The following is a 19,579-nucleotide window of genomic DNA, read 5'->3' on the forward strand; positions in this document are numbered from 1 at the left end:
CCTACGTGACGAAGTGGTCGAACTCTCCGGCTTTGACGCCGAGTATGAAGGCGTGGAGTTTGTCGGGGGTGGTGGTGAGGATGAGGCCGGGGTCGTCGCTTTCGACGAGCTTGATGGTGCCGTCGGGGGCAGCGGCTAGGTGGACGCAGCCGTTCGCCGAGCCGCTGTACGAGGATTTCTGCCAGTGGAGGGCGGACACGCCTAGTTCTCCTCGGTGGGCCTACGTGACGAAGTGGTCGAACTCTCCGGCTTTGACGCCGAGTATGAAGGCGTGGAGTTTGTCGGGGGTGGTGGTGAGGATGAGGCCGGGGTCGTCGCTCTCGACGAGCTTGACGGTGCCGTCGGGGGCGGCGGCGACGTGGACACAGCCGTTGCCATCGCCGCTGTAGGAGGACTTCTGCCAGTGGAGAGCGGCCATGCGCCTTTCCCTTCTTACAACGCTGCCGCGACGCGGCGGATCAGGTCCCGGGACTCTGATGGTTTGAGGCTACAACGCTCAATGTGGTCCAGGATGATCCGATACCTTGCCAACTGCGGCGGGGCGTCGAGGAACGTCAGTCCATGATCTGTGTCGAGCTGAACGGTGTCCAGGGCCGGGACCGCTCCGGCCATGTAGTAGATGCCGGTTCCGGCGCTCGGGAACGTGCCTGCCCCGAAAGGGACGACCGAGATCGTGATGTGCTCCAGTTCGCTCACTTCGAGCAGGTGCATGAGCTGCGCCCGGGTCACTTCAGGGCCACCGAACCCCATGTGCAGGGCGACCTCATGAAGGACGGTCGTCATCGGCTTCGGGTTCTCTCCGTACACCGCCACCTGCCGTTTGATCCGGAAGGAGACCCGGTGTTCCACCTCATGGGGTGCGAACGGCGGCACGACATCGCTGATGACGGCGTGGGCGTAGGCCCTGGTCTGGAGCAGCCCGGGAATGTGGCCCATAGCTGAGGTCCGCATCGAGGTGGTGTGGTGTTCGAGTTCGGCCAGGTCGAGGGCGCCTGGCGGCATCAGAGTGCGGTACTCGTCCCACCATCCACGTGTGCGCCCTCCCGTCATTTCTGCCAGCGCCTCGATGTACGCCTCATCAGTGCAGCTATAGCTCCGGGCCAGGGCCCGAACCCGGTCCGCGCCCACCGCGTAACGCCCCGATTCGATGCTGCTGATGCGCGGCTGTGAGGAGCCGTCGAGTGCGCCCGCCTGCGCGGTTGTCAGCTCGGCCTGCTGGCGGAGCCTGCGCAGTTCAGCGCCGAGACGACGCTGCCGCACGGTGGCAGGAATGTGCTTGGGGCGCATTTTTCTCCCTCACTCATTTGGATGCTCTCTCCTTAGGCAGGTAGATGAATCATAGTGACGCCGTTACGGTGTGAGGCACGCCACAGCAAGTGGCCACGCCGCGAGGCGTCTTCGCTCCGTTGCGCCCTGCTGCGTCTCGGGTGGGCGGACGGGTGTGTCTACCGAAGGGGATCGTCATGACCGTATCGCCGCAGGACTCCGCCCTGAACTCGTTCGATTACGAGAGGGAGTTGTACGCACTCGTGCGCGATACCGCGCCCCGGCTCTTCGCCGTCGTTGTGGAGTACCGCGACGGGGAGGGCGAGTGGGACCGGGACGCCGCCGTCGTCGCCTGGGGGCTGGCACACGAGGACGGCGGGGCCGAGGTCACGCGGGTGGGCGGCGGCGGTCGGTTGCGGCTTGCGGCACCGGAGAATGTGGCGCGGTACTTCGGACGCGGTGACGGGTGCGCGTCCCGAGTGGTGTGGCTCGCACCAGAGGTGAGCGCCCCGGCGGCGTGAGCGGGGGGCCGGGGGCCTGGTGGGGTGGGCCGGGGGTGAGTTGGGCGCCGCAGCCCGCCCCCTCCCTGGTTCGATGATCGCGGCTTCGGGGTGTGCGTCAAGGGCGCTCCTTTGTCGCGTCGGCTTCGCCGATGGCCTTCGGCCACCCTTGACTCACACCCCTGCGCCGCTGGAAAAGGCGTGGGGAGGGGGCGGGGGGGGGAGGGTCCCCTGGGGAACACCGATGTGCCTTCGCTCGGTCCCAGGCTTGCGGCCGGTTCGCCCTGCGGGGCGCGCGGTAGTGGAGTGGGGTGGTGGCGCGTTTCGTCAAGCGTCCGTCGACCGGTCGTGCGCTGGGCTTCATGCCCCGCTGGTCATTCGCCGTGGGTGGGGGCGGTGGTGAATGCGGCGTGGGGTGGTGCGACTTGGCGGGGAGGGCCGACTTGGCGGAGCTGGGTGCGGTGCCGGGGCGGGGTGCGGTGCCGGGAGGTCCGATCGGGTGCTTCCCCACCCAAAAAGCATGCGTTATGCCCTAATGTGCCCTACCTGGCTGGAGGGTTGTCCATCCGTTGTTCCATTCCTGCGTACTCCCGGCACCCCTATCCGGAACTCCCGGCGCGCACACCCCCGTTGCGCACCACTCCCGCCCCACACGTCACGTCCCCGCCTCGAATCCACCCGACCCTCTCACCCGCGGCGGGTGACCAGCGGGGCATGAAGCTCAACGCACGGCCGGTGGAGAGCCGCTTGACGAAGCGCGCCACCGCCCCACTCCACTGCCGCGTGCCCCGCAGGGCGAACCGGCCGCCAGCCTGGGACCCACCCCCGCGACATCGGTGTTTCCCAGGGGACCCCTCCCCCCCGCCCCCTCCCCACGCCTTTTTCAGCGGTGGAGGGGTGGGGGTCAAGGGTGGAGCGAAGCGGAATCGGCGAAGCCGACGCGACGTAGGAGCGCCCTTGACGCGCGCCCCGGAGCCGCGATCATCGGACCAGGGAGGGGGCGGACCGCCCGCCATAAAACACCACCGGGCCGCCCCGACAGGCCCCGGCCCGAACCCGCACCCGGCCCCGCCGCACTCCGCCCCAGGTCAGGGCAGCAGGCCCGAGGCTTGCCACAGCTTGCGGCCTGGGCCGCGTAGGACGCCTATGTCGTCCAGGAAGTCCGTCAGGCGTTTCGCGCCCGCTTGCATGACCTCGCGTCGGTGGCCGCTCGCCCTGACCTGGGCTACGGCCGCGCGCTGGTCGAGTCCGACGTTCGCGTACGCCTGCGGGTTGACGAAGCAGACCGAGAAGACCCGGGCCGCCTGGCCGCAGCTCAGCCGGGTGAACTCCTGCTCCCAGCGCGGCGCGGTCACCATCTGGCGCCGCAACTCCTCGCGTGCGTACCGCACATGGCGTGCCTCCTCGATGACATGGATCCGGGTCACTCCGCGTACGAGGGGCTGGATCCGCTCGTCCGGGAACGTCAGCCGCTGCATCCAGTCGAGGATCTCCTCGCCGAGGAGCGTGGCCGCGAAGGAACCCGGTGTGGTGGAGACCGTCTTCAGGACGCGCGCCATGTTGTGGTACCTGCCCGGTACGGGGTAGGTCGGCGCCCCGCCCTTCTGGATCAGCCGCGCGAACATCATCGAGTGCCGGCACTCGTCCGCGATCTCGGTGAGGGCGTACCGGACGTGACTGCTGGTCACGGGCTTGTCGTAGATGTGCCTGACCAGGAGCTGCATCAGGATGATCTCGAACCAGATGCCGAGGGAGGCGAGTGACGCGGCCTCGTGCCGGGCCAGGTCCATCCGCTGTTCCTCGGGCATCGTGTGCCACAGGGGCGTGTCGTAGAGCGAGACCAGTTCGGGCGGCCAGTACCACTTCCCGTCCTCGGGCGGTGCCTCCCAGTCGAGTTCCCTGTCGGGGTCGAAGGAGTGCTTGGCGGAGGATTCGAGGAGCCGCTCCGCGACCTGCTCGCGGTCGCGGAGCGGGCCGAGCGCGTCGCGGAGGAGCTGCGCGTCGCGTTCGGTCACTGGTGTCGCTGGGGTCGCTGGTGTCATGCGGGCGCACCTCACGGTCACGGCTGGGCGGACGACTGGTGTTACCGGCGGTCACCTCTTATGAGACTACCTGTCAGTAAGGTCGTCAATCCCTTGTGTGCCGATCCCTTGTGCGGTGCGTCAGAGCGTGCGGGTGAAGGCGAGCAGCAGCGCGGCGACCGCCTCCGGCTCCTCCAGCAGCATCGCGTGCGTCGCGTCGATGTCCTCGACAAAGGTGGGGTGCGTACGCTCCTCCGCGAGCGCCGCGAGGTCCCCGTCCAGGCCCTTCGCGTGCGAGGCCGTCAGCTCCTCGAACCACTCCATGCCCGGCGTCGGGGGCCCCGCGCGCCGGCCCCGTACACAGAGCACCGGGCACGGGACGCGGCGCGCCAGCGCGAACAGGTCGAGGGCGTCCAGCGCGTCGAACATCTCCAGCGCCGTCTCCCGCAGGGGCAGCGTCTGGAAGGTGCCGTCGGGCAGTTCGCGTACCGAGGCGCGGATGGTCGCCTCGGCGCGGTCGCGCGGGATGCCGAACGTGCCCGCGTACGCCACCTGTTGCTCCACGTACTCGGCGGGCGCGATCAGGCCGGCGGCCGACCGCACCATTGCGCCGATCCGGTCGAGGCCCGTGGTGACGGCGGCCGGGTCGAGGCCCGGGTAGTGCGCGAGCCGGCTCCACCAGAAGCCGTCGAGGTTCACGGCACCGGGAGCGGCGCCGGGAGCCGAGCCGGGGACGGCGCTCGGAGCAGCCCCGGAGGCCGCGAGGTGCAGGGCGATCATGCCGCCGAGGGAGTGCCCCACGGGCAGGGCGCCGGAGAGACCGTACGCCGCCACGGTCCGCTCGATCGCCTCGCAGGCCGCCTCGAACGACCAGCCCCCGACGGACAGTTCACCCGCGTCCGGGGAGCGTCCGTGCCCCGGCAGATCGACGGCGAGCACCCGGTGGTGCGGCACGAGCAGCGGTGCGACGGCGTCCCAGTCGGCGAGCGAACGGCCCGAGCCGTGCAGCAGGACGAGGGGCGGTCCTTCGCCGCCGTGGTCATGGGCATGGAGGGGCGAGGAGAGAGAGGGAGGAGGCATGCGGATCACGGTAGTACGGCCGTTGGACGAGAAGATCATCCGCCGGAACGAGGGAATCTGGCCTTCTATGAGCCCATAATGGATAAGAGCCAGAAGGAACGGCGCCGCGCGGCACCATGGTGTGTATGACCGCCCGACGAACAGGTGTTGACCGCGAAGCCGCCCGCCGCAGCCTGGAGGGGCTCGCCCTGGGCGACGCCTTCGGTGAACGCTGGTTCCCCCTCTCCCGCGACCACGACCGCGCGTACGAGGAGATCAAGGCCCGGGTCACGCCCCAGGAGCTGGAATGGCCCTGGACGGACGACACGGCCATGGCCCTCGCCCTCCACCGCGTCCTGGACGAGCACGGCACCGTCGAACAGGACCGGCTGGCCTCGGCGTTCGCCCTCGCGTACGAGTCTGGCCCGGGGCGCGGCTACGGCCACGGCATGCACATGCTGCTCCCCGCCCTGCTCGACCGGCCGCAGGACTGGCGGGCGCTGGCGCCCGGCCTCTTCGAGGGCGGCAGCCTCGGCAACGGCGCGGCGATGCGGGTGGCGCCGCTCGGCGCCCGGTTCGCGGGCGACCTCGCGGACGTCGAGCGTCAGGCCGTCCTGTCGGCCGAGGTCACCCACGCCCACCCGCAGGGCATCGCGGGCGCGGTGGCGGTCGCCGTGGCGGCGGCCCTGTCCGTACGGTCCGAACTCACCGTGGCGGCCGTCGCCCGCGCCACCCCGGAGGGCCCGGTACGGGACGGCCTGGCCCGCGCGGCGGAGCTGCCCTTCACCACCGAGCCCCGCAAGGCGGCGGACCTGCTCGGCAGCGGCCGGCGCATCCGCGCCGACGACACCGTCCCCTTCGCGGTCTGGACGGCGGCCCGCCACCGCGACGACCTGACGGCCGCGCTCTGGTCCACGGTGGAGGGGTTCGGCGACACCGACACGACCTGCGCCATCACCGGGGGCATCGTCGCGGCCCGTACGGGGACGGGTTCGGTACCGGCGCGGTGGCGGGAGCGGTGCGAGCCGCTGCCGTAGTCGTAGCCGGGGCCGTGGCCGACCCCAGGGCCACCGCCTAGGCCGTCTCGGCCGCGACGGCGATGTCGAGGAGCGCCGCCTCCGTCCCCCGCTCCGTCACCAGGTGCAGCCCCACCGGGCAGCCGTCCGCCGTGAACCCGGCGGGGATGCTGGCCGCAGGGTGCCCGCTCACATTGAACGCCCAGGTCAGCGCCGTCGAGTACAGCTCACCCGGGCCCTCGTGACCATGCGGGCGATTCGGGGTGACCGGGGTGAGCAGCAGCGGCGTACGGGCGAACAGGGCGTCCAGCCGCCGGTCGTTCTCCGCCCGCACCTCGGCCGCCCGTACCGCCTCCGCCGCCTCAGGCCGCGCGCCGCCCCGTATCGCCTGCCACGCCTCGCACGGGTCGAGCAGCGCGAACGGCCGCCGGCGCGCGTCGAGCCGTACCACCCCCGCCGCCTCCAGCCGGTCCACCGCAGCCCGTACCACCGCCGCGACCTGCGGATCCACCTCCGCGAAGCCCAGATCCGCCGAGTACACCGCCGGGACGGGCAGCGGGACCGGCAGCGGGACCAGCCGCGCGTCCTCGGGGGCGTCCAGGACCCACCGCAGATACCCGCGCGCCTGCGCCGCCGTACGCGCGAGGATGCCCGCCGAGGCCAGCCCCGTACGGTCGGGGGAGGGCAGCAGGCCGTTCGTCGTCTTCAGCCCGAAGACCCCGCACCACGCCGCCGGGATCCGCACGGAACCGGCGCCGTCGCTCCCCGTCGCCAGCGGGACCATCCCCGCCGCGACCGCCACCGCCGCACCGGCCGAGGAACCGCCGGGGGTACGGTCCGCGCGGTACGGGTTGACCGTACGGCCGCCCCGGCCCTGCCCCCAGGTCTGCCAGTACGTACCCGGCCCCGGCACCGCCGTCGAACCGACCGGCACGGCGCCCGCCGCGATCAGCCGCCCCGCCGCGTACGACCGGATCCCGGACGGCCCCTTCACCGCGAACGGCGTCCCCGCGAGGGGCAGCGCGCGATCCACCCGCGCCGCCCGCCGCCCGGCCTCCTCGTCCCATACGTCGAGGAAGGCGTGGAGCGCGGGGTCCAGCCGCCCGATCCGCGCGAGCGCCGCCGCGACAGCCTCCGGTGATCCGCCCATGAATCCCCCCCCGTTACGCCCCGTTACCCCCCCGTTCCGCCTCCGCCAGGCAGGACGGCACTAGTCTCGCAGCGCCGCCTCCATCACCGCCCGCGCGATCGGCGCCGCGTCGCCCCCGCCGCTGATGTCCGTCCGCTTCGCCTCCGCGTCCTCCACGACCACCGCCACCGCGACCGCCGGCCGGCCCGAGGTGCCCGACTGGGCCCAGGCGATGAACCAGGCGTACGGCGTACCGGTGTTGTCCACCCCGTGCTGCGCCGTCCCGGTCTTCCCGCCGACCGTCGCCCCGTCGATCGCCGCGTTCGACCCCGTACCGTCCTCCACCGCGTCGATCATCATCGTCCGCAGCCGCTGCGCCGTGAGCGGGTTCATCGCGCGGGCGTACGAGCGCTGTCCCGTACGGGAGACGATGTCGCCGTCCGAGGCGAGCGTCCGGTCCACCAGGTACGGGTACTTGAGGTCCCCGCCGTTCGCGACGGCCGACGCGACCATCGCCATCTGGAGCGGCGTGGCCCGGGTGTCGAACTGCCCGATCGACGACAGCGCGAGCTGGTCGTCGCTCATCCGGGTGTCGAAGTGCGAGGCGGCGACCCCGGAGGGGATCCTGATCCCGGTGTCGTTGAAGCCGAACTTCCGTACGGTGTCGAGCATGTCGGACTGCCCGGTCCGCACCCCGAGCCCGGCCATCACCGTGTTGCAGGACCACTGGATCGCGTACGCCAGCGAGGCCCGGTCGCACCCCTCCGCCTCGTTGGGCAGCGTCGTGTCCGTGCCCGGCAGGACGTACGGCTCCGCGATGCCGGTCGGCGCGTCGGGGTCCGTGACCGTGCCGGAGTCCAGCGCTGCCGCCGCCGTCACGATCTTGAAGGTGGAGCCGGGCGGATACGTCCCCCGGATGGCCCGGTTGAGCATCGGCTGCGCGCTCTCGCCGTTCAGCCGCGCCCACGCGTCCGCCACGCCGCTCCCCGTGCCCGAGAGCGCCCCCGGGTCGTACGACGGGCTGCTGACCAGCGCCAGGATCCGCCCGCTGAACGGCTCGACCGCCGCGACCGCGCCCCGCCGCCCGGCGAGCCCCTCGTACGCGGCGCGCTGCATCGACGCGTTGACCGTGGTGGCGACGTCGCCGCCGGGCTGCCGGCTGCGGGTGATGTCGTTCCAGAAGGGGAACGGGGCGAGCATCGGGTCCGTACCGGAGAGGATCGGGTCCTCGGTGTTCTCCAGGAGCGTCGTGCCGTACGTCTGGGAGGCGTAGCCGGTGACGGGCGCGTACAGCGGGCCGTGGAGGTACGTGCGCTCGTAGCGCAGATGCTCCCCGGTGTCCCTGGAGCCGGTGACGGCCTTGCCGTCGACCAGGATGTCGCCGCGCTTCTGGGAGTAACGGGCCACGGTGTCACGGCGGTTGGCGGGGTTGTGGTCGAGGTCGTCCGCGTCGAGCACCTGGATCCTGGCCGCGTTGACGAGCAGCGCGGCCAGGAGAAGGAGGAAGAAGCCGGCGGTCCACCGGATGCAGCGGGTCATCGCGGCCCCTCGAAGGCCGTGCCGGGGGCCGGTGCGGGTGCAGGCCCCGGGCCCGGCCCCGGACTCGGCACCGGGCTGCGGGCCGAGTCGCTGAGCCGCATCAGCAGCGCGATGATGATCCAGTTGGTGACGACGGACGAGCCGCCCTGCGCCAGGAACGGCATCGCCATCCCCGTCAGCGGGATCAGCCCCATCACCCCGCCCGCGATGACGAAGACCTGGAGGCCCAGGAGCGAGGAGAGGCCGATGGCGAGCAGACGGCCGAACGGGTCGCGCAGCGCGAGCCCGGCGCGGAAGCCACGGGCCACCAGCAGCGCGTACAGCAGGAAGAGGGCCGTCAGCCCGACCAGCCCCAGCTCCTCGCCCGCCGTCGCCAGGATGAAGTCCGACTTGGCGGCGAAGCCGATCAGGATGGACCGGCCGAGCCCGAGCCCCGTACCGAACATCCCGCCCGCGGCGAACGCGAAGAGCGACTGGGCGAGCTGCCCGGGACCCTGGCCCGCGGCGATGGAGGCGAACGGGTGGAGCCAGTCCTCCACGCGGCTGTGGACATGCGGTTCGAGCGAGCCGACCGCGTAGGCGCCGACCGCGGCGAGCAGCAGACCGGCCGCGATCCAGCCGGTGCGCCCCGTCGCGACGTACAGCATCACCACGAACAGCCCGAAGAAGAGCAGCGAGGTGCCCAGATCCCGTTCGAGGACCAGGACCAGCACGCTGAGCAGCCAGATCGCCACCAGCGGACCGAGGACCCGCCCCATGGGCAACTGGAACCTCCGGCCCGTGTACGTCAGGGCGTTGCGGTTGGCGGCGAGATACGCGGCGAAGAAGACGGCGAGCAGGATCTTCGCGAACTCGCCGGGCTGGAACGAGAATCCGCCGAACCTGATCCAGATCTTGGCCCCGTTCACGGCGGGGAAGGCGATCGGCAGGACCAGCAGGAAGAGCGCGGTGGCGACGGAGAGATACGCGTACCGCGCCAGCACGCGGTGATCGCGCAGGAACACGACGGCGGCGATGAACAGCGCCACGCCCAGGGTGGACCAGACGAGTTGGGTGGGCGCGGCCCGGTCGTCCGGGGTCTCCAGGTCGAGCCGGTAGATCAGGACGAGGCCCAGCCCGTTGAGCAGGATCGCGATGGGGAGCAGCAGCGGATCCGCGTACGGGGCGCGCAGACGGACCGCGAGGTGCGCGAGGAGCGCGAGCGCGCCGAGGCCGGCGCCGTAACCGAGCGCGTCCGGCGGTACGGCGCGGTCCTTGCCGAGGCCGACGGCGACGTAACCGAAGACGGAGATGAGGACGGCGCAGAGGAGCAGGGAGAGTTCGACGCCGCGGCGCTTGGGGAGACGTGGCTCGGGTGGGGGAGCGTCCGCCCTCGTTGCGGTCATGCCTCGCAACGTAGCAAGGCGGCGCGCCTTATGTCCGCTTATGCGGATTCATGCGGCACGCCGCCTTCACGGGCGCGCCACGTCGCACGGGCGGCCCTCCTTCATGGACGGTCCGTCAGCACCAGTGCGGGATCTCGTCGAGGCTGCGGATGTAGCGGGCGGACGCCCATGCGTAGCTGCCGTCGGCGAGGAGGTACCAGTGGTCGTTGCCGTCCACGGACCCGCCCTCCACCTTGCAGAAGATCCGCACGATGGCTCCGTAGGGCAGCTCGCCGATGTCCCGGCTGGCGCGGGTCGGCTTGTCGCGGAGGATGAGCCCGGTCCTGGCGACGACCTCGCCCCGGTACCTGCCGGGGACCGCGCGGGGGGAGTCGGCGGCGGCCGTTCCGGTGGACGCCGACGCCGCGGTGCCGGTGGCTGCCGTTCCGGTGGGCGCCGTTCCGGTGGCCGGCGCCCCGTCATCGGCCGTTCGCGCGACGGCGGGTGCGACGGCGGTGGCGAGGGTCGCGGCGGTGACGGTGGCGACGGCGAGGGCGGCGGCGGTGCGGCGGAGGGAACGCGGGGGCATGGTGACTCCTTGAACCTGATCGAACCGAATCGAACCTGATCGAACCTGAGGGGCGAGGAGCCGGTGATTCCGGCAGGTGGCTCGTGCTCGTGTGATCACGCTAGGGCCGTCACTCGGGGTCCGCAATACGGTACAAACCGTCAGAAAGGTTCAGGTCAAGGGGTGACGAAGGGCAGGCCGGGCCGGAGGGGCGTGGGGCGACGGCCCCGTTTCACCGCTGGTAAGGATTCCCCTGTCCGGGCTGTCCGGGCTGCCCCGGCTGTCCGGGCTGCTGCGACTGTCCGTACGCCGGGGCGCCGCCGGGCTGCCCGTACTGCTGGCCGCCGGCGCTGTGCTCCGCGCTCTGGGCGAGGAGCTGGTCGGCCTGCTCCTTGGAGATCTGCTGGTCCACGCCGCAGAAGGTGCACTGTGTCGCGAACTTCGTGGAGAACGGGAACAGTGGGATGAAGAAGAGCGTGAACTTGGTGACGCGCTTCCTGAGGGTGTGCGCCGAGGGATTGCCGCAGTGGCCGCAGACCAGCGTCAATATCGCCAGTTGGTAGAGGTACCCCTTGGTGCCAAAGATGATCATGAGTCGATTCCTTACCTGGGAATGGCCGAGAGTGTTCGAGGAGAGTGTGCCGTACGCCGCCGGTATCGGGCAGTCCGGGCAGTCCTGGCGGTCCGGGCAGTCCTGGCGGTCCGGGCAGGCAGGCGCCCTCAGGCGCTCTTGCCCGCGCGGTCGGACTGCTGTTCCCATGGTGCGGGGGATGGGGGCGGCATGACTGGCTTACGCGTCACACCGGGGTACCGGCGGGGCCGGGACCGGCTCTACGTCAGCAGACGGGACGGCACGGCCGTCGCCTGGTACGACAAGGGAACCGGCCGGGTCAATCTGCTCACCGGCGCGGGCCGCGAGGACGTACTGGCCGCGCTGGCGCCGTACCTCGCGGGCGAGGTGACCGTGGGACCGGCCCCCGTGCCGACCCCCGCCGAACTCGACCGGCTCTCGCTCCACCCCGACGACGACCTGGCGCCCAACCGTCCGGGCGAGGCGCTGCACGCCGTACTGGACGACCACGAGGAACCCGTCGAGGGGCAGCGGCTCCCGGCCCTTTCCGCCCTGTCGGCCCTTTCCGTCCTCTGGCGCCGCCAGGACCCCCGCCGCGCGGAGCTGGCGGCCCAGCAGATCCTCGGCGCGGCGCTCGACGCCCTGGAGGGCGCGGGCTGGCGGGTCCTGCACTCGATCCCGCTCCCCGGCGCCGCCCGTATCGACCACCTGGCGATCGGCCCGGCGGGCGTCCTGACCGTACGGACCCTCGCGGCCGGTGGCCGGCGCGTCCGGGTGGACGACCCGCTGGTCACCACGGGGCGCGGCGAACCGCTGCCGCACCTGCGCTGGGCCCGCCGCGACGCGGAGCGCGCCTCGCTCGCGCTGGCCACGGCCGTACGCCCCGTACTGGCCGTGGTGGAGGCGCACCCGCCCCGCGCCCTGCCGGCCCCGCCGGACGTACGGATCCTGAGCGAGACGGACATTCCGGCGCTGGCGTCGCTCGGCGGCGTACTGAAGCCGGCGGACATCGAGACGCTGTACGCGACGGCGAGGAACCGCCACACCTGGCGACGCGTATAAGGCCGACCCAGGAGGTGCCGCCTTTAAGAGAGCATCAGACGGGCATCAGGCGATCATCGGACGACATCAGGCGGGCGGCGGAAGCGCCCCCGCTCCCTCCCCGGCGGCGAGCGGCGCCAGCAGGTCCCCGTACCGCTCCAGCCGCGCGGCGATGTCGTCCAGCCGGAAGACCAGCTCCGAGGCGGCCGTGCAACCCTCGACCTCTTCCCAGGTCAGCGGCGTGGAGACGGTCGGCTCCCGGCGTGCCCGCAGGGTGTACGGCGCCGCGGTCGTCTTCGCGGCGGCGTTCTGGCTGTGGTCGACGAAGACCTTCCCCGGCCGCAGCGACCGGCTCATCCGGTGCACCACCAGCCCCGGCAGCGCGGCCTCGGCCTCGACGGCGAGGCCCTTCGCATAGGCGGAGACCTCCGCCGAAGGCGTCCGTACCAGCGGTACGAGCACATGGAGCCCTTTGGACCCCGAGGTCTTCACATACGCGGCGAGCCCGTCGTCGCCCAGCCGCCCGCGCAGCCAGAGCGCCACCGCGCAGCACTCGACGGCGGTCGCCGGCGCCCCGGGATCGAGGTCGAACACCAGCCGGTCGGCGCGTTCGGGCGCCTCGGCCCGCCACTGGTGCGTATGGAACTCCACGACCAGGTTCGCCGCCCACATCAGCGCCGCCAGCCCCTCCACCACCACCTGTTTCCCGGTGTCGGCCGTCCGGCGGGGTACGGCGGCGATGCGTACCCAGGAGGGGGTACCGGGCGGCGGGTTCTTGGTGAAGAAGAGCTGACCGTCGGGGCCGTCCGGATAGCGGAGGAAGGAGACGGGGCGGTCGCTGAGATGGGCCAGCAGAGGGGCCGCCGTACGGGCGTAATAGTGCAGGACCTCGCCCTTGGTGGTGCCGGTGGCGGCGTACAGGACCTTGTCCAGATTGCTCAGGGCCAGGCGCCGCCCCTCCACCTCGGTGACAGGCGTCATAAGATGAGAATCCCATACATTCATCAGGAACCTCGCTTACCTCTTCTTCCTGGATGAAAGGTGCGGAACCTTGCGATCCATATGGAACGGCGCGATCTCCTTCGGGCTGGTCAGCATCCCGATCAAGCTGGTGAACGCCACCGAGAACCACTCCATCTCCTTCCGCCAGATCCACAAGGCGGACGGCGGCCGGATCCGCTACCGGAAGGTCTGCGAACTGGACCAGGAGGAGGTGGCGACCCCCGACATCGGCAAGGCGTACGAGGACGCGACCGGCACCATGATCCCGATCACCGACGCCGACCTGGCCGGACTGCCGCTGCCGACGGCGAAGACGATCGAGATCGTCGCGTTCGTCCCGGCGTCCTCGATCGACCCGCTCCAGATGGACACGGCGTACTACCTCTCCGCGAGCGGCGTCCCGGCCGCCAAGCCGTACACCCTGCTGCGCGAGGCGCTGAAGCGCAGCCAGAAGGTGGCCGTCGCCAAATTCGCGCTACGGGGCCGGGAGCGGCTGGGGATGCTGCGCGTGGTCGGTGACGTGATCGCCATGCACGGCCTGCTCTGGCCGGACGAGATCCGCACACCCGAGGGCGTCGCCCCGGAGACCGAGGTCACCGTACGCGACGCCGAACTCGACCTGGCCGACGCCCTGATGGACACCCTCGGCTCCGTCGACCTCGACTCGCTGCACGACGACTACCGGGAGGCGGTCGAGGAGATGATCGCCGCGAAGTCGGAGGGCGGCCCGCCCCCCGAGCACGAGCCGGCGGAGGCCCAGGGCGGGCGCGTCCTCGACCTGATGGCGGCGCTGGAGAACAGCGTGCGCGCGGCGAAGGAGGCGCGGGGGGAGGACAAGCAGGTCGCGGAGGTGACGGACCTCCCGACCAGAAGACGCAAGGCGACGGCGACGTCCAAGGACGCCGCCACGAAGGAAGCGGCGCCGAAGAACACGGCAGCCAAGAAGACGGCAGCCAAGAAGACAGCCGCGAAGAAGACGACGGCAAAGAAGGCCACGCAGAAGAAGACCACGGCCAAGCCCCGCTCGACCACCACCAAGCGAGCCTCGGCCTGACCCCCGCCCGGCGCCCCGGACCCCCGATACGAGACCCCGAAATACCTGTTCACGGCCACCCCGTCGAAGCTGGTAGGGTTTCCTTCGTCGCCAAGCAACACAGGCGGTACGCCCCCGTAGCTCAGGGGATAGAGCAACGGCCTCCGGAGCCGTGTGCGCAGGTTCGAATCCTGCCGGGGGCACTCGCCGTACCACCTACCAGAGCTGGTAGGTGACCAGGGCGGATGCCGACATGAGAGAGCGGGAGTCAGTTACCACTGACTCCCGCTCTTCTCGTTTGCCCGCACCGGTCCGGTCCGGTCCGGTGCGTGGGGGTGTCAGTCGGACTTCTGCCAGGGTGTCGTCCCGAGTTGGCCGGTGTCCGTCAGGTCGAGCGGGCCGTCCATCGTCTCCACGGTCTGGGGGCGTTCCCCGGCGGCCGGGGTGATCTCCACAAAGGTCCTCGACGCGTCGGGCGACATCATGCGCCAGCTCAGCCCCGACCAGGCCGACTCGCCGGGCTTCAGGGTCAGCGGTGCGGGGTCAGGGGCGGGCCCCGCCATCGGGATGGCGTCCGTTCCCTGGTGGACCGTGATGTCGTACGGATCGCGGTCCTCGTCCAGGACCCGGACGGAGGGGTAACCGTTCAACTCGTACGGGCGCGTACCGCAGTTGGTCAGCGTCACGGTCATGGCACGCAGCCCCATCGCACCCTGGACCAGCCCGGGCGCGATCCGCACGCCCGACTCGGGACAGGCCGTGGCAGGAGCGGCGGGCTCGGACGGCGCGACGGTCGGCAGGGCCCGGTCCGTGGGCACCACCGGCGGTGCGGGCTCCGGCGTCGCGGTCCTCGCGGGGTTGCGCTCGCGCTCCAGCTCCCGCTCCAGGCTGCTGCAACCGGTAGCCAGTACGGCAGCCACGGCGAGGGTCAGGACATGTCCGATGCGTATGACGGTCACGCGGCGATCATCGCACTCCCTCGTCGCGGCAGGGTATTTCGACAACCGCGCGGGGGCCGGTGGTCACGAAGAACGGGGCAGCTCGAACACCCGGCACACATCGGGGTCGCCGAGCTGGTCGAACAGCACGATGCGCCCGTCCTTCGTGCCGACCCGAAGCTGCTTGACGGGTAGCCCCGTGTGCTCCTGGTCGTCGTCCTCGAACTGGAGGCCGATGCGGTCGCCCTGGTCCGGATCGGCTTCGATCCGCCAGGTGCCGTGGCCGTCGAAGGCGGCGGGCTTCGTCTCCAGGATCTCCGGATCGCTGCTGTCGGGCCAGTCGGTGACCGAGAAGCCCACCGTGTTGTCGCCGTTGTCGCGCAGCGTGAGGCGGGCGTTGTGGGGGCCCGCGTAGGTGCCGTACAGGTCGCTCCTGAAGACGTCCTCGGCCGGGGCGGGTCCGCACAGGCCCTGGCCCTCCGCGCACCCGGCGGTCAGCGACATCAGTGCGACGGCGCCCAGCGCGAGGGTGGTGGCCATCGGCCTGATCCGGTCCTTCGGGCGTGCGGTGCTCACTGGCTCTTTCCCGAAATGCGTTCGGTCCATGTGACGGTCTGGCTCACGGCGCTCGTCATCGGGCCGTCCGCGATCTCCGCGTACTTCAGCCAGTCGTAGTAGCCGATGAAGTGCAGTGCCGATTCCCGGCGCTCTGTTCCGTACTCATGCGGCGCTTTCTCCCTCGTTCATGCGAACGGCCCCCGTGGGCAGACGCTTCACAGAGGCTAACGCGTGAAGTGGGACGTGCGTGTGGGGCAGGTGTGCCGGGGGCGAGGCCGAGCGAAAGTTTTCTCGACGGTTGTTCCGTCGCCCAGGGGGCGATTGGTATAGCCGTATTTGAGGGGACGCATCGGCTGATCGTAGCCAGGTGAATTGGTGTCCTTCGCAGGGTTATGCCCGGGAGGTCCGGGTGGGGGCCGGTGCCGTTCCGGAGGGGGTGAACTCGGTTGCGGGGAAGTTGTGTTGAACGCCCCTCGCGTCACCTCCGTATACAGGGCCGAGCGTTCTTCGTCTGCTGCCGGCGAGCGGACTCCGTCCCCACAGGAGGTCTTGAGTTGAGCCACAAACGCATACCCAAGCGGAAGATCGTATTCGCCGGGGGTGGCGCTGTAGCCATTGCGGCGGCCGCGATTCTGCTGCCGAATGCCAATGCCTCACAAGGCGGCGAGCCGGAGACGACGCCCAAGAAGGTGACCGCGGCAGCCGCCGGGGATCTCGCCTCGCAGATCGCCGCCCAGTTGGGCGACGCTTTCGCCGGGTCGTACTACGACTCCGCGAAGCAGCAGATCGTCATCAACGTCGTCGGTGACAACAACAAGGTCGAGCTCCAGGCCAAGCAGGCCGGTGCCGTCGTCAGAAACGTCAAGAACAGTTCGGCCCAGCTCAAGGCCGCCTCGCAGACGCTGAAGGCGCAGGCGACCATCCCCGGTACGGCCTGGTCCGTCGACCCCAAGACGAACCAGATCCAGGTCACCGCCGACCGCACCGTGACCGGTGCGAAGTGGAACCAGATCGAGTCGACCGTGAAGTCGCTCGGCTCGGATGTGGCCCGGATCAAGCGGAGCGCCGGGGAGTTCAAGCCCCTGGCCGCGGGTGGCGACGCCATCTTCGGTGGCGGCGCGCGCTGCTCCCTGGGCTTCAACGTCGTGACGGCGGACGGCGCCCCCGGCTTCCTCACGGCCGGGCACTGCGGCGTCGCCGCCGCGGAGTGGTCGGACGACCAGAACGGGCAGCCGGTCGCCACCATCCAGGACGCGACCTTCGCGGGCGGCGGCGACTTCGCCCTCGCCGCGTACGACGACCCCGCGACCGAGGTCGCCAGCACGGTCGACACGGGTGACGGCCAGATCGTGGACATCGCCGCGGCGGCCGAGGCCGCCGTGGGCCAGGAAGTCATCCGGATGGGCAGCACCACCGGGCTGGCCGACGGCGCGGTCACCGGTCTCGATGCCACCGTCAACTACGGCAACGGTGACATCGTCAACGGCCTCATCCAGACCGACGTCTGCGCCGAACCGGGCGACAGCGGCGGCCCGCTGTTCACCGCGGACGGCGGCGCCATCGGCCTGACCTCCGGCGGCAGCGGCGACTGCACCGTCGGTGGCGAGACCTTCTTCCAGCCGGTGACCACCGCGCTGGAGGCGGTCGGTGCCCAGATCGGCGCCGGTGACGCGGGTGCCGGTGACGGTGCCGCCGATGCCGGTGCGGGTGATGGTGCTGCCGACGCCGGTGCTGGTGACGGTGCGGCTGACGCGGGCGCGGGTGACGGCGCTGCTGATGCCGGTGCGGGTGACGGTGCCGCCGATGCCGGTGCGGGTGATGGTGCCGCTGATGCCGGTGCGGGTGACGGCGTCGCTGACGCGGGTGCCGCCAACGCGGGCGCCGGTGACGAGGGTGCCGCCGCCGCGGGTGCGGGTGACGGTGCGGCTGACGCGGGGGCCGGCGACGGTGCCGCGGACGCCGGTGCCGGTAACGGTGCCGGTGACGTCGGTAACGGCAATCAGGGCAACGGAGACAACGGCGACGGCAACGGTCACTGACCTGGCGTCGCCCTCTCAGAAGGACCCCCCGGTCAGGCATCCCGCCGACCGGCGGGGTCCTTCCGCCGTGTCGTACGGCGCCGGTCAGACCGTTGGTACGCGTGTGAAGCGGCCCGCCACCTCCAGGTCCGCCGCCACCCGCGCCGCCGTCGCGCGCAGCTCCGGCAGCACCTCCGTGAGGCACGCCCCGACATCGCGGCGGCTCGTGTGCATGGCGACGTTCACGGCCGCCACGACCGCGCCCGTACGGTCCACGACCGGCACCGCGATCGAGCGCAGCCCCTCCTCCAGCTCTTCGTCCACCAGGGCGTACCCCGCGCGGCGTACGCCGTCGAGGATCGTGGCCAGTTCCGTGGGGCGGGTGACCGTGTGCCGGGTCAGTGCCTTCGGTTCGGCGCGTGCGAGCCGGGTGGTGAGTTCGTCGTACGAGAGGTCGTCCATCAGCCCGGCCAGCAGGACCCGGCCCATGGACGTCGCGTACGCGGGAAAACGGGTACCGGTGGTGATGTTGACGTTCATGATGCGCCGTGTGGCCACCCGCGCCGTGTACTGGACGTCGTCTCCCACCAGCACCGCCAGGGACGCCGAGTCGTGCACGCGCCCCGCGAGCGCCGCGAGATGGGGCGCCGCGATCTGGGGGAGCGTCGTACGGGACAGGGCGGGGAAGCCGAGCGACAGCACCCGCGGGGTGAGCCGGAACGTCCGGTCGGGCGCCGCGGTGACGTGGCCCAGATGTTCCAGGGTGATCAGGGCGCGCCGGGCGGTGGCCCTGGCCAGGCCGGTGGCCTCGGCGACGGCGCTGAGCGTGAGCGCGTCCCGGCCCTCGCCGAACGCGGTCAGTACGGTCAGCCCGCGGGCCAGGGACTCGATGAACTCCCGGCCCAGCTCCTGCTTGGACGCGCCGGTCCAGTCGGCCAGCCCGGAACGCCCTTCCCCGGGCGGCCACCCGGCGGCGGATTCCCCGGCCGGGCGGGCCAGTTCGCGTTCCATCTCCGCCACGGCCGCCCGCAGCCGGGGCAGCAGGGTCTCCCGGAGTGACGTGGCGCTGTGCCGGCTGGTGTGGCTGACCACGCTCGCGACACACACCGGCTGCCGCGCCCGGCCCGCCTCGCCCCCGTGCCCCAGCGGTACGGAGAGGGCGATCAGCCCCGGTTCGATGAGCTGGTCGTCCAGCGCCCAGCCGTCCTCCCTGGCCCGCGCCGCCAGTTCCTCGAAGCGCCGGCCGTGCCCGGTCCTGCCGCCGTACGCCGCCCGGTCGTCCCGGGGCGGTACGGCGGGGAAGCCCCGGTCCTCGGGGTCGGCGGCCCGGCGCGCCCGCCAGCGTGCCCACTCCTCCCCGGACCAGCCCGCGGCGATCAGCGGCCCCGGCGCGGTGCGTTCGGCGGGCAGCAGATCGCCGATGCGGAAGGTCAGCGACATGGCGCGGCGCCGGGTGCTCTGGTGGACGAAGCGGATGCCGTCACCGTCGGGGACGGCCAGCGACACCGACTCGTCCAGCTCGTCCGCGAGCCGTTCCGCGAGCGGACCGAGCCGTCCCGGCAGCCGGGACGCGGACAGATAGGCGTTGCCCAGCTCCATGAGGCGCGGGGCGAGCACGGCGTCGGGGCCGGTCAGCCGTACGTACCCCATGCGGGCCAGTGTCGCGACGACCCGGTCGAGCGTGGCGCGGGCGAGACCGGTGGTGCGGACCAGGGTGCCGATGCTCGCCCGGCCGTCGGCGTCGCTGAGCGCGCGCAGTACGGAGACGCCGCGCATCAGGGGCTTCACGGCCTCGGCGGGCGTTTCGACGGGTGTCTCGGCGGGCGTCTCAGCAGGAGGAGGGGGCGTGGACGGCATCGGGTCGGCTCTCCGGTCTCCCGGCTCCGGCCCCGGGACATCGGTCGAACGGGGCGCGGATATCGGGCGTTGACATGGGCCCCCGGTGAACGCAGACTC

At 71.5% G+C, this 19,579-nt stretch carries 19 protein-coding genes and 1 tRNA gene; 6 read left to right on the forward strand and 14 right to left on the reverse strand.

Annotation, left to right across the window (positions count from 1 at the left end; all coding sequences use genetic code 11):
• Nucleotide 1: 1 nt before the first annotated feature.
• Genes ACIO3P_RS33695 through ACIO3P_RS33705 form a run of 3 tightly spaced genes read right to left on the reverse strand, consistent with a single transcriptional unit; the run spans nucleotide 2 to nucleotide 1,287 of the window.
• On the reverse strand, nucleotides 2-199 hold the full coding sequence (locus ACIO3P_RS33695) for a DUF397 domain-containing protein (RefSeq protein ID WP_401851147.1): 198 nt from the start codon (nucleotides 197-199) through the stop codon (nucleotides 2-4).
• 21 nt (nucleotides 200-220) lie between these two features.
• Entirely contained in the window at nucleotides 221-418 is a 198-nt protein-coding gene (locus ACIO3P_RS33700) for a DUF397 domain-containing protein (RefSeq protein WP_401851144.1), read from the reverse strand.
• A gap of 14 nt (nucleotides 419-432) precedes the next feature.
• A complete protein-coding gene (locus tag ACIO3P_RS33705) occupies nucleotides 433-1,287 on the reverse strand; it encodes a helix-turn-helix domain-containing protein (RefSeq protein WP_401851142.1) in 855 nt (284 codons plus the stop codon).
• Between the two features lie 176 nt (nucleotides 1,288-1,463).
• Here ACIO3P_RS33705 and ACIO3P_RS33710 point away from each other — a divergent pair, with 176 nt between their 5' ends.
• On the forward strand, nucleotides 1,464-1,787 hold the full coding sequence (locus ACIO3P_RS33710; protein ID WP_329829426.1) for a hypothetical protein: 324 nt from the start codon (nucleotides 1,464-1,466) through the stop codon (nucleotides 1,785-1,787).
• A gap of 1,067 nt (nucleotides 1,788-2,854) precedes the next feature.
• Here the strand turns inward: ACIO3P_RS33710 and ACIO3P_RS33715 are convergent.
• The gene (locus tag ACIO3P_RS33715) at nucleotides 2,855-3,808 is read right to left on the reverse strand and encodes a diiron oxygenase (RefSeq protein WP_401851140.1); all 954 of its coding nucleotides are present in this window, start codon (nucleotides 3,806-3,808) and stop codon (nucleotides 2,855-2,857) included.
• A 120-nt stretch (nucleotides 3,809-3,928) separates the two neighbouring features.
• Nucleotides 3,929-4,867: an alpha/beta fold hydrolase gene (locus tag ACIO3P_RS33720; protein WP_329829428.1), complete on the reverse strand. Its 939-nt coding sequence runs from the start codon at nucleotides 4,865-4,867 to the stop codon at nucleotides 3,929-3,931.
• A gap of 116 nt (nucleotides 4,868-4,983) precedes the next feature.
• Between ACIO3P_RS33720 and ACIO3P_RS33725 the strand changes: the two genes are divergently transcribed.
• Nucleotides 4,984-5,883: an ADP-ribosylglycohydrolase family protein gene (locus ACIO3P_RS33725; protein WP_401851137.1), complete on the forward strand. Its 900-nt coding sequence runs from the start codon at nucleotides 4,984-4,986 to the stop codon at nucleotides 5,881-5,883.
• A gap of 37 nt (nucleotides 5,884-5,920) precedes the next feature.
• Here ACIO3P_RS33725 and ACIO3P_RS33730 read toward each other — a convergent pair whose 3' ends face one another.
• The 5 genes from ACIO3P_RS33730 to ACIO3P_RS33750 form a co-directional block, all read right to left on the reverse strand.
• A complete protein-coding gene (locus ACIO3P_RS33730; RefSeq protein WP_401851135.1) occupies nucleotides 5,921-7,012 on the reverse strand; it encodes an amidase family protein in 1,092 nt (363 codons plus the stop codon).
• Nucleotides 7,013-7,072: 60 nt separating this feature from the next.
• Nucleotides 7,073-8,530 (reverse strand): penicillin-binding transpeptidase domain-containing protein, encoded by a 1,458-nt coding sequence (locus ACIO3P_RS33735; RefSeq protein WP_401851133.1) that lies wholly within the window; start codon nucleotides 8,528-8,530, stop codon nucleotides 7,073-7,075.
• A complete protein-coding gene (locus tag ACIO3P_RS33740) occupies nucleotides 8,527-9,915 on the reverse strand; it encodes an FtsW/RodA/SpoVE family cell cycle protein (RefSeq protein WP_401851132.1) in 1,389 nt (462 codons plus the stop codon). Before ACIO3P_RS33740 ends, ACIO3P_RS33735 begins: the two co-directional genes overlap by 4 nt.
• A 115-nt stretch (nucleotides 9,916-10,030) precedes the next feature.
• The gene (locus ACIO3P_RS33745) at nucleotides 10,031-10,483 is read right to left on the reverse strand and encodes an SH3 domain-containing protein (protein ID WP_401851130.1); all 453 of its coding nucleotides are present in this window, start codon (nucleotides 10,481-10,483) and stop codon (nucleotides 10,031-10,033) included.
• 211 nt (nucleotides 10,484-10,694) lie between these two features.
• Nucleotides 10,695-11,054, reverse strand: coding sequence for a zinc-ribbon domain-containing protein (locus tag ACIO3P_RS33750; RefSeq protein WP_401851129.1), 360 nt, complete (start codon nucleotides 11,052-11,054; stop codon nucleotides 10,695-10,697).
• Nucleotides 11,055-11,243: 189 nt separating this feature from the next.
• On the opposite strand from ACIO3P_RS33750, the gene ACIO3P_RS33755 reads away from it, so the two are divergent.
• Nucleotides 11,244-12,095 carry a nuclease-related domain-containing protein gene (locus tag ACIO3P_RS33755; RefSeq protein WP_401851127.1) on the forward strand — a complete coding sequence of 284 codons (852 nt, stop codon included), beginning with the start codon at nucleotides 11,244-11,246 and terminating at the stop codon, nucleotides 12,093-12,095.
• Nucleotides 12,096-12,161: 66 nt separating this feature from the next.
• Here the strand turns inward: ACIO3P_RS33755 and ligD are convergent, their stop codons facing one another.
• Nucleotides 12,162-13,055 carry a non-homologous end-joining DNA ligase gene (gene ligD, locus ACIO3P_RS33760; protein WP_401851126.1) on the reverse strand — a complete coding sequence of 298 codons (894 nt, stop codon included), beginning with the start codon at nucleotides 13,053-13,055 and terminating at the stop codon, nucleotides 12,162-12,164.
• 70 nt (nucleotides 13,056-13,125) lie between these two features.
• Between ligD and ACIO3P_RS33765 the strand changes: the two genes are divergently transcribed.
• The gene (locus ACIO3P_RS33765) at nucleotides 13,126-14,130 is read left to right on the forward strand and encodes a Ku protein (protein ID WP_401851124.1); all 1,005 of its coding nucleotides are present in this window, start codon (nucleotides 13,126-13,128) and stop codon (nucleotides 14,128-14,130) included.
• A 110-nt stretch (nucleotides 14,131-14,240) separates the two neighbouring features.
• Nucleotides 14,241-14,312, forward strand: a tRNA-Arg gene (locus tag ACIO3P_RS33770).
• Between the two features lie 135 nt (nucleotides 14,313-14,447).
• On the opposite strand, the gene ACIO3P_RS33775 is transcribed toward ACIO3P_RS33770, so the two are convergent.
• Both ACIO3P_RS33775 and ACIO3P_RS33780 read right to left on the reverse strand, forming a co-directional pair.
• Complete coding sequence (locus ACIO3P_RS33775) at nucleotides 14,448-15,068, reverse strand: DUF4232 domain-containing protein (RefSeq protein ID WP_401851121.1); 621 nt, start codon at nucleotides 15,066-15,068, stop codon at nucleotides 14,448-14,450.
• A 63-nt stretch (nucleotides 15,069-15,131) separates the two neighbouring features.
• Nucleotides 15,132-15,623: a hypothetical protein gene (locus ACIO3P_RS33780; RefSeq protein ID WP_401851119.1), complete on the reverse strand. Its 492-nt coding sequence runs from the start codon at nucleotides 15,621-15,623 to the stop codon at nucleotides 15,132-15,134.
• Between the two features lie 536 nt (nucleotides 15,624-16,159).
• Here ACIO3P_RS33780 and ACIO3P_RS33785 point away from each other — a divergent pair.
• On the forward strand, nucleotides 16,160-17,644 hold the full coding sequence (locus ACIO3P_RS33785) for a S1 family peptidase (RefSeq protein ID WP_401851116.1): 1,485 nt from the start codon (nucleotides 16,160-16,162) through the stop codon (nucleotides 17,642-17,644).
• A gap of 84 nt (nucleotides 17,645-17,728) precedes the next feature.
• Here ACIO3P_RS33785 and ACIO3P_RS33790 read toward each other — a convergent pair whose 3' ends face one another.
• Entirely contained in the window at nucleotides 17,729-19,480 is a 1,752-nt protein-coding gene (locus ACIO3P_RS33790; RefSeq protein ID WP_401851113.1) for an IclR family transcriptional regulator C-terminal domain-containing protein, read from the reverse strand.
• Between the last annotated feature and the right edge of the window lie 99 nt (nucleotides 19,481-19,579).

The sequence above is a fragment of the Streptomyces sp. NPDC087310 genome (genome assembly GCF_044744405.1).
In the GTDB taxonomy this organism is placed as follows: domain Bacteria; phylum Actinomycetota; class Actinomycetes; order Streptomycetales; family Streptomycetaceae; genus Streptomyces.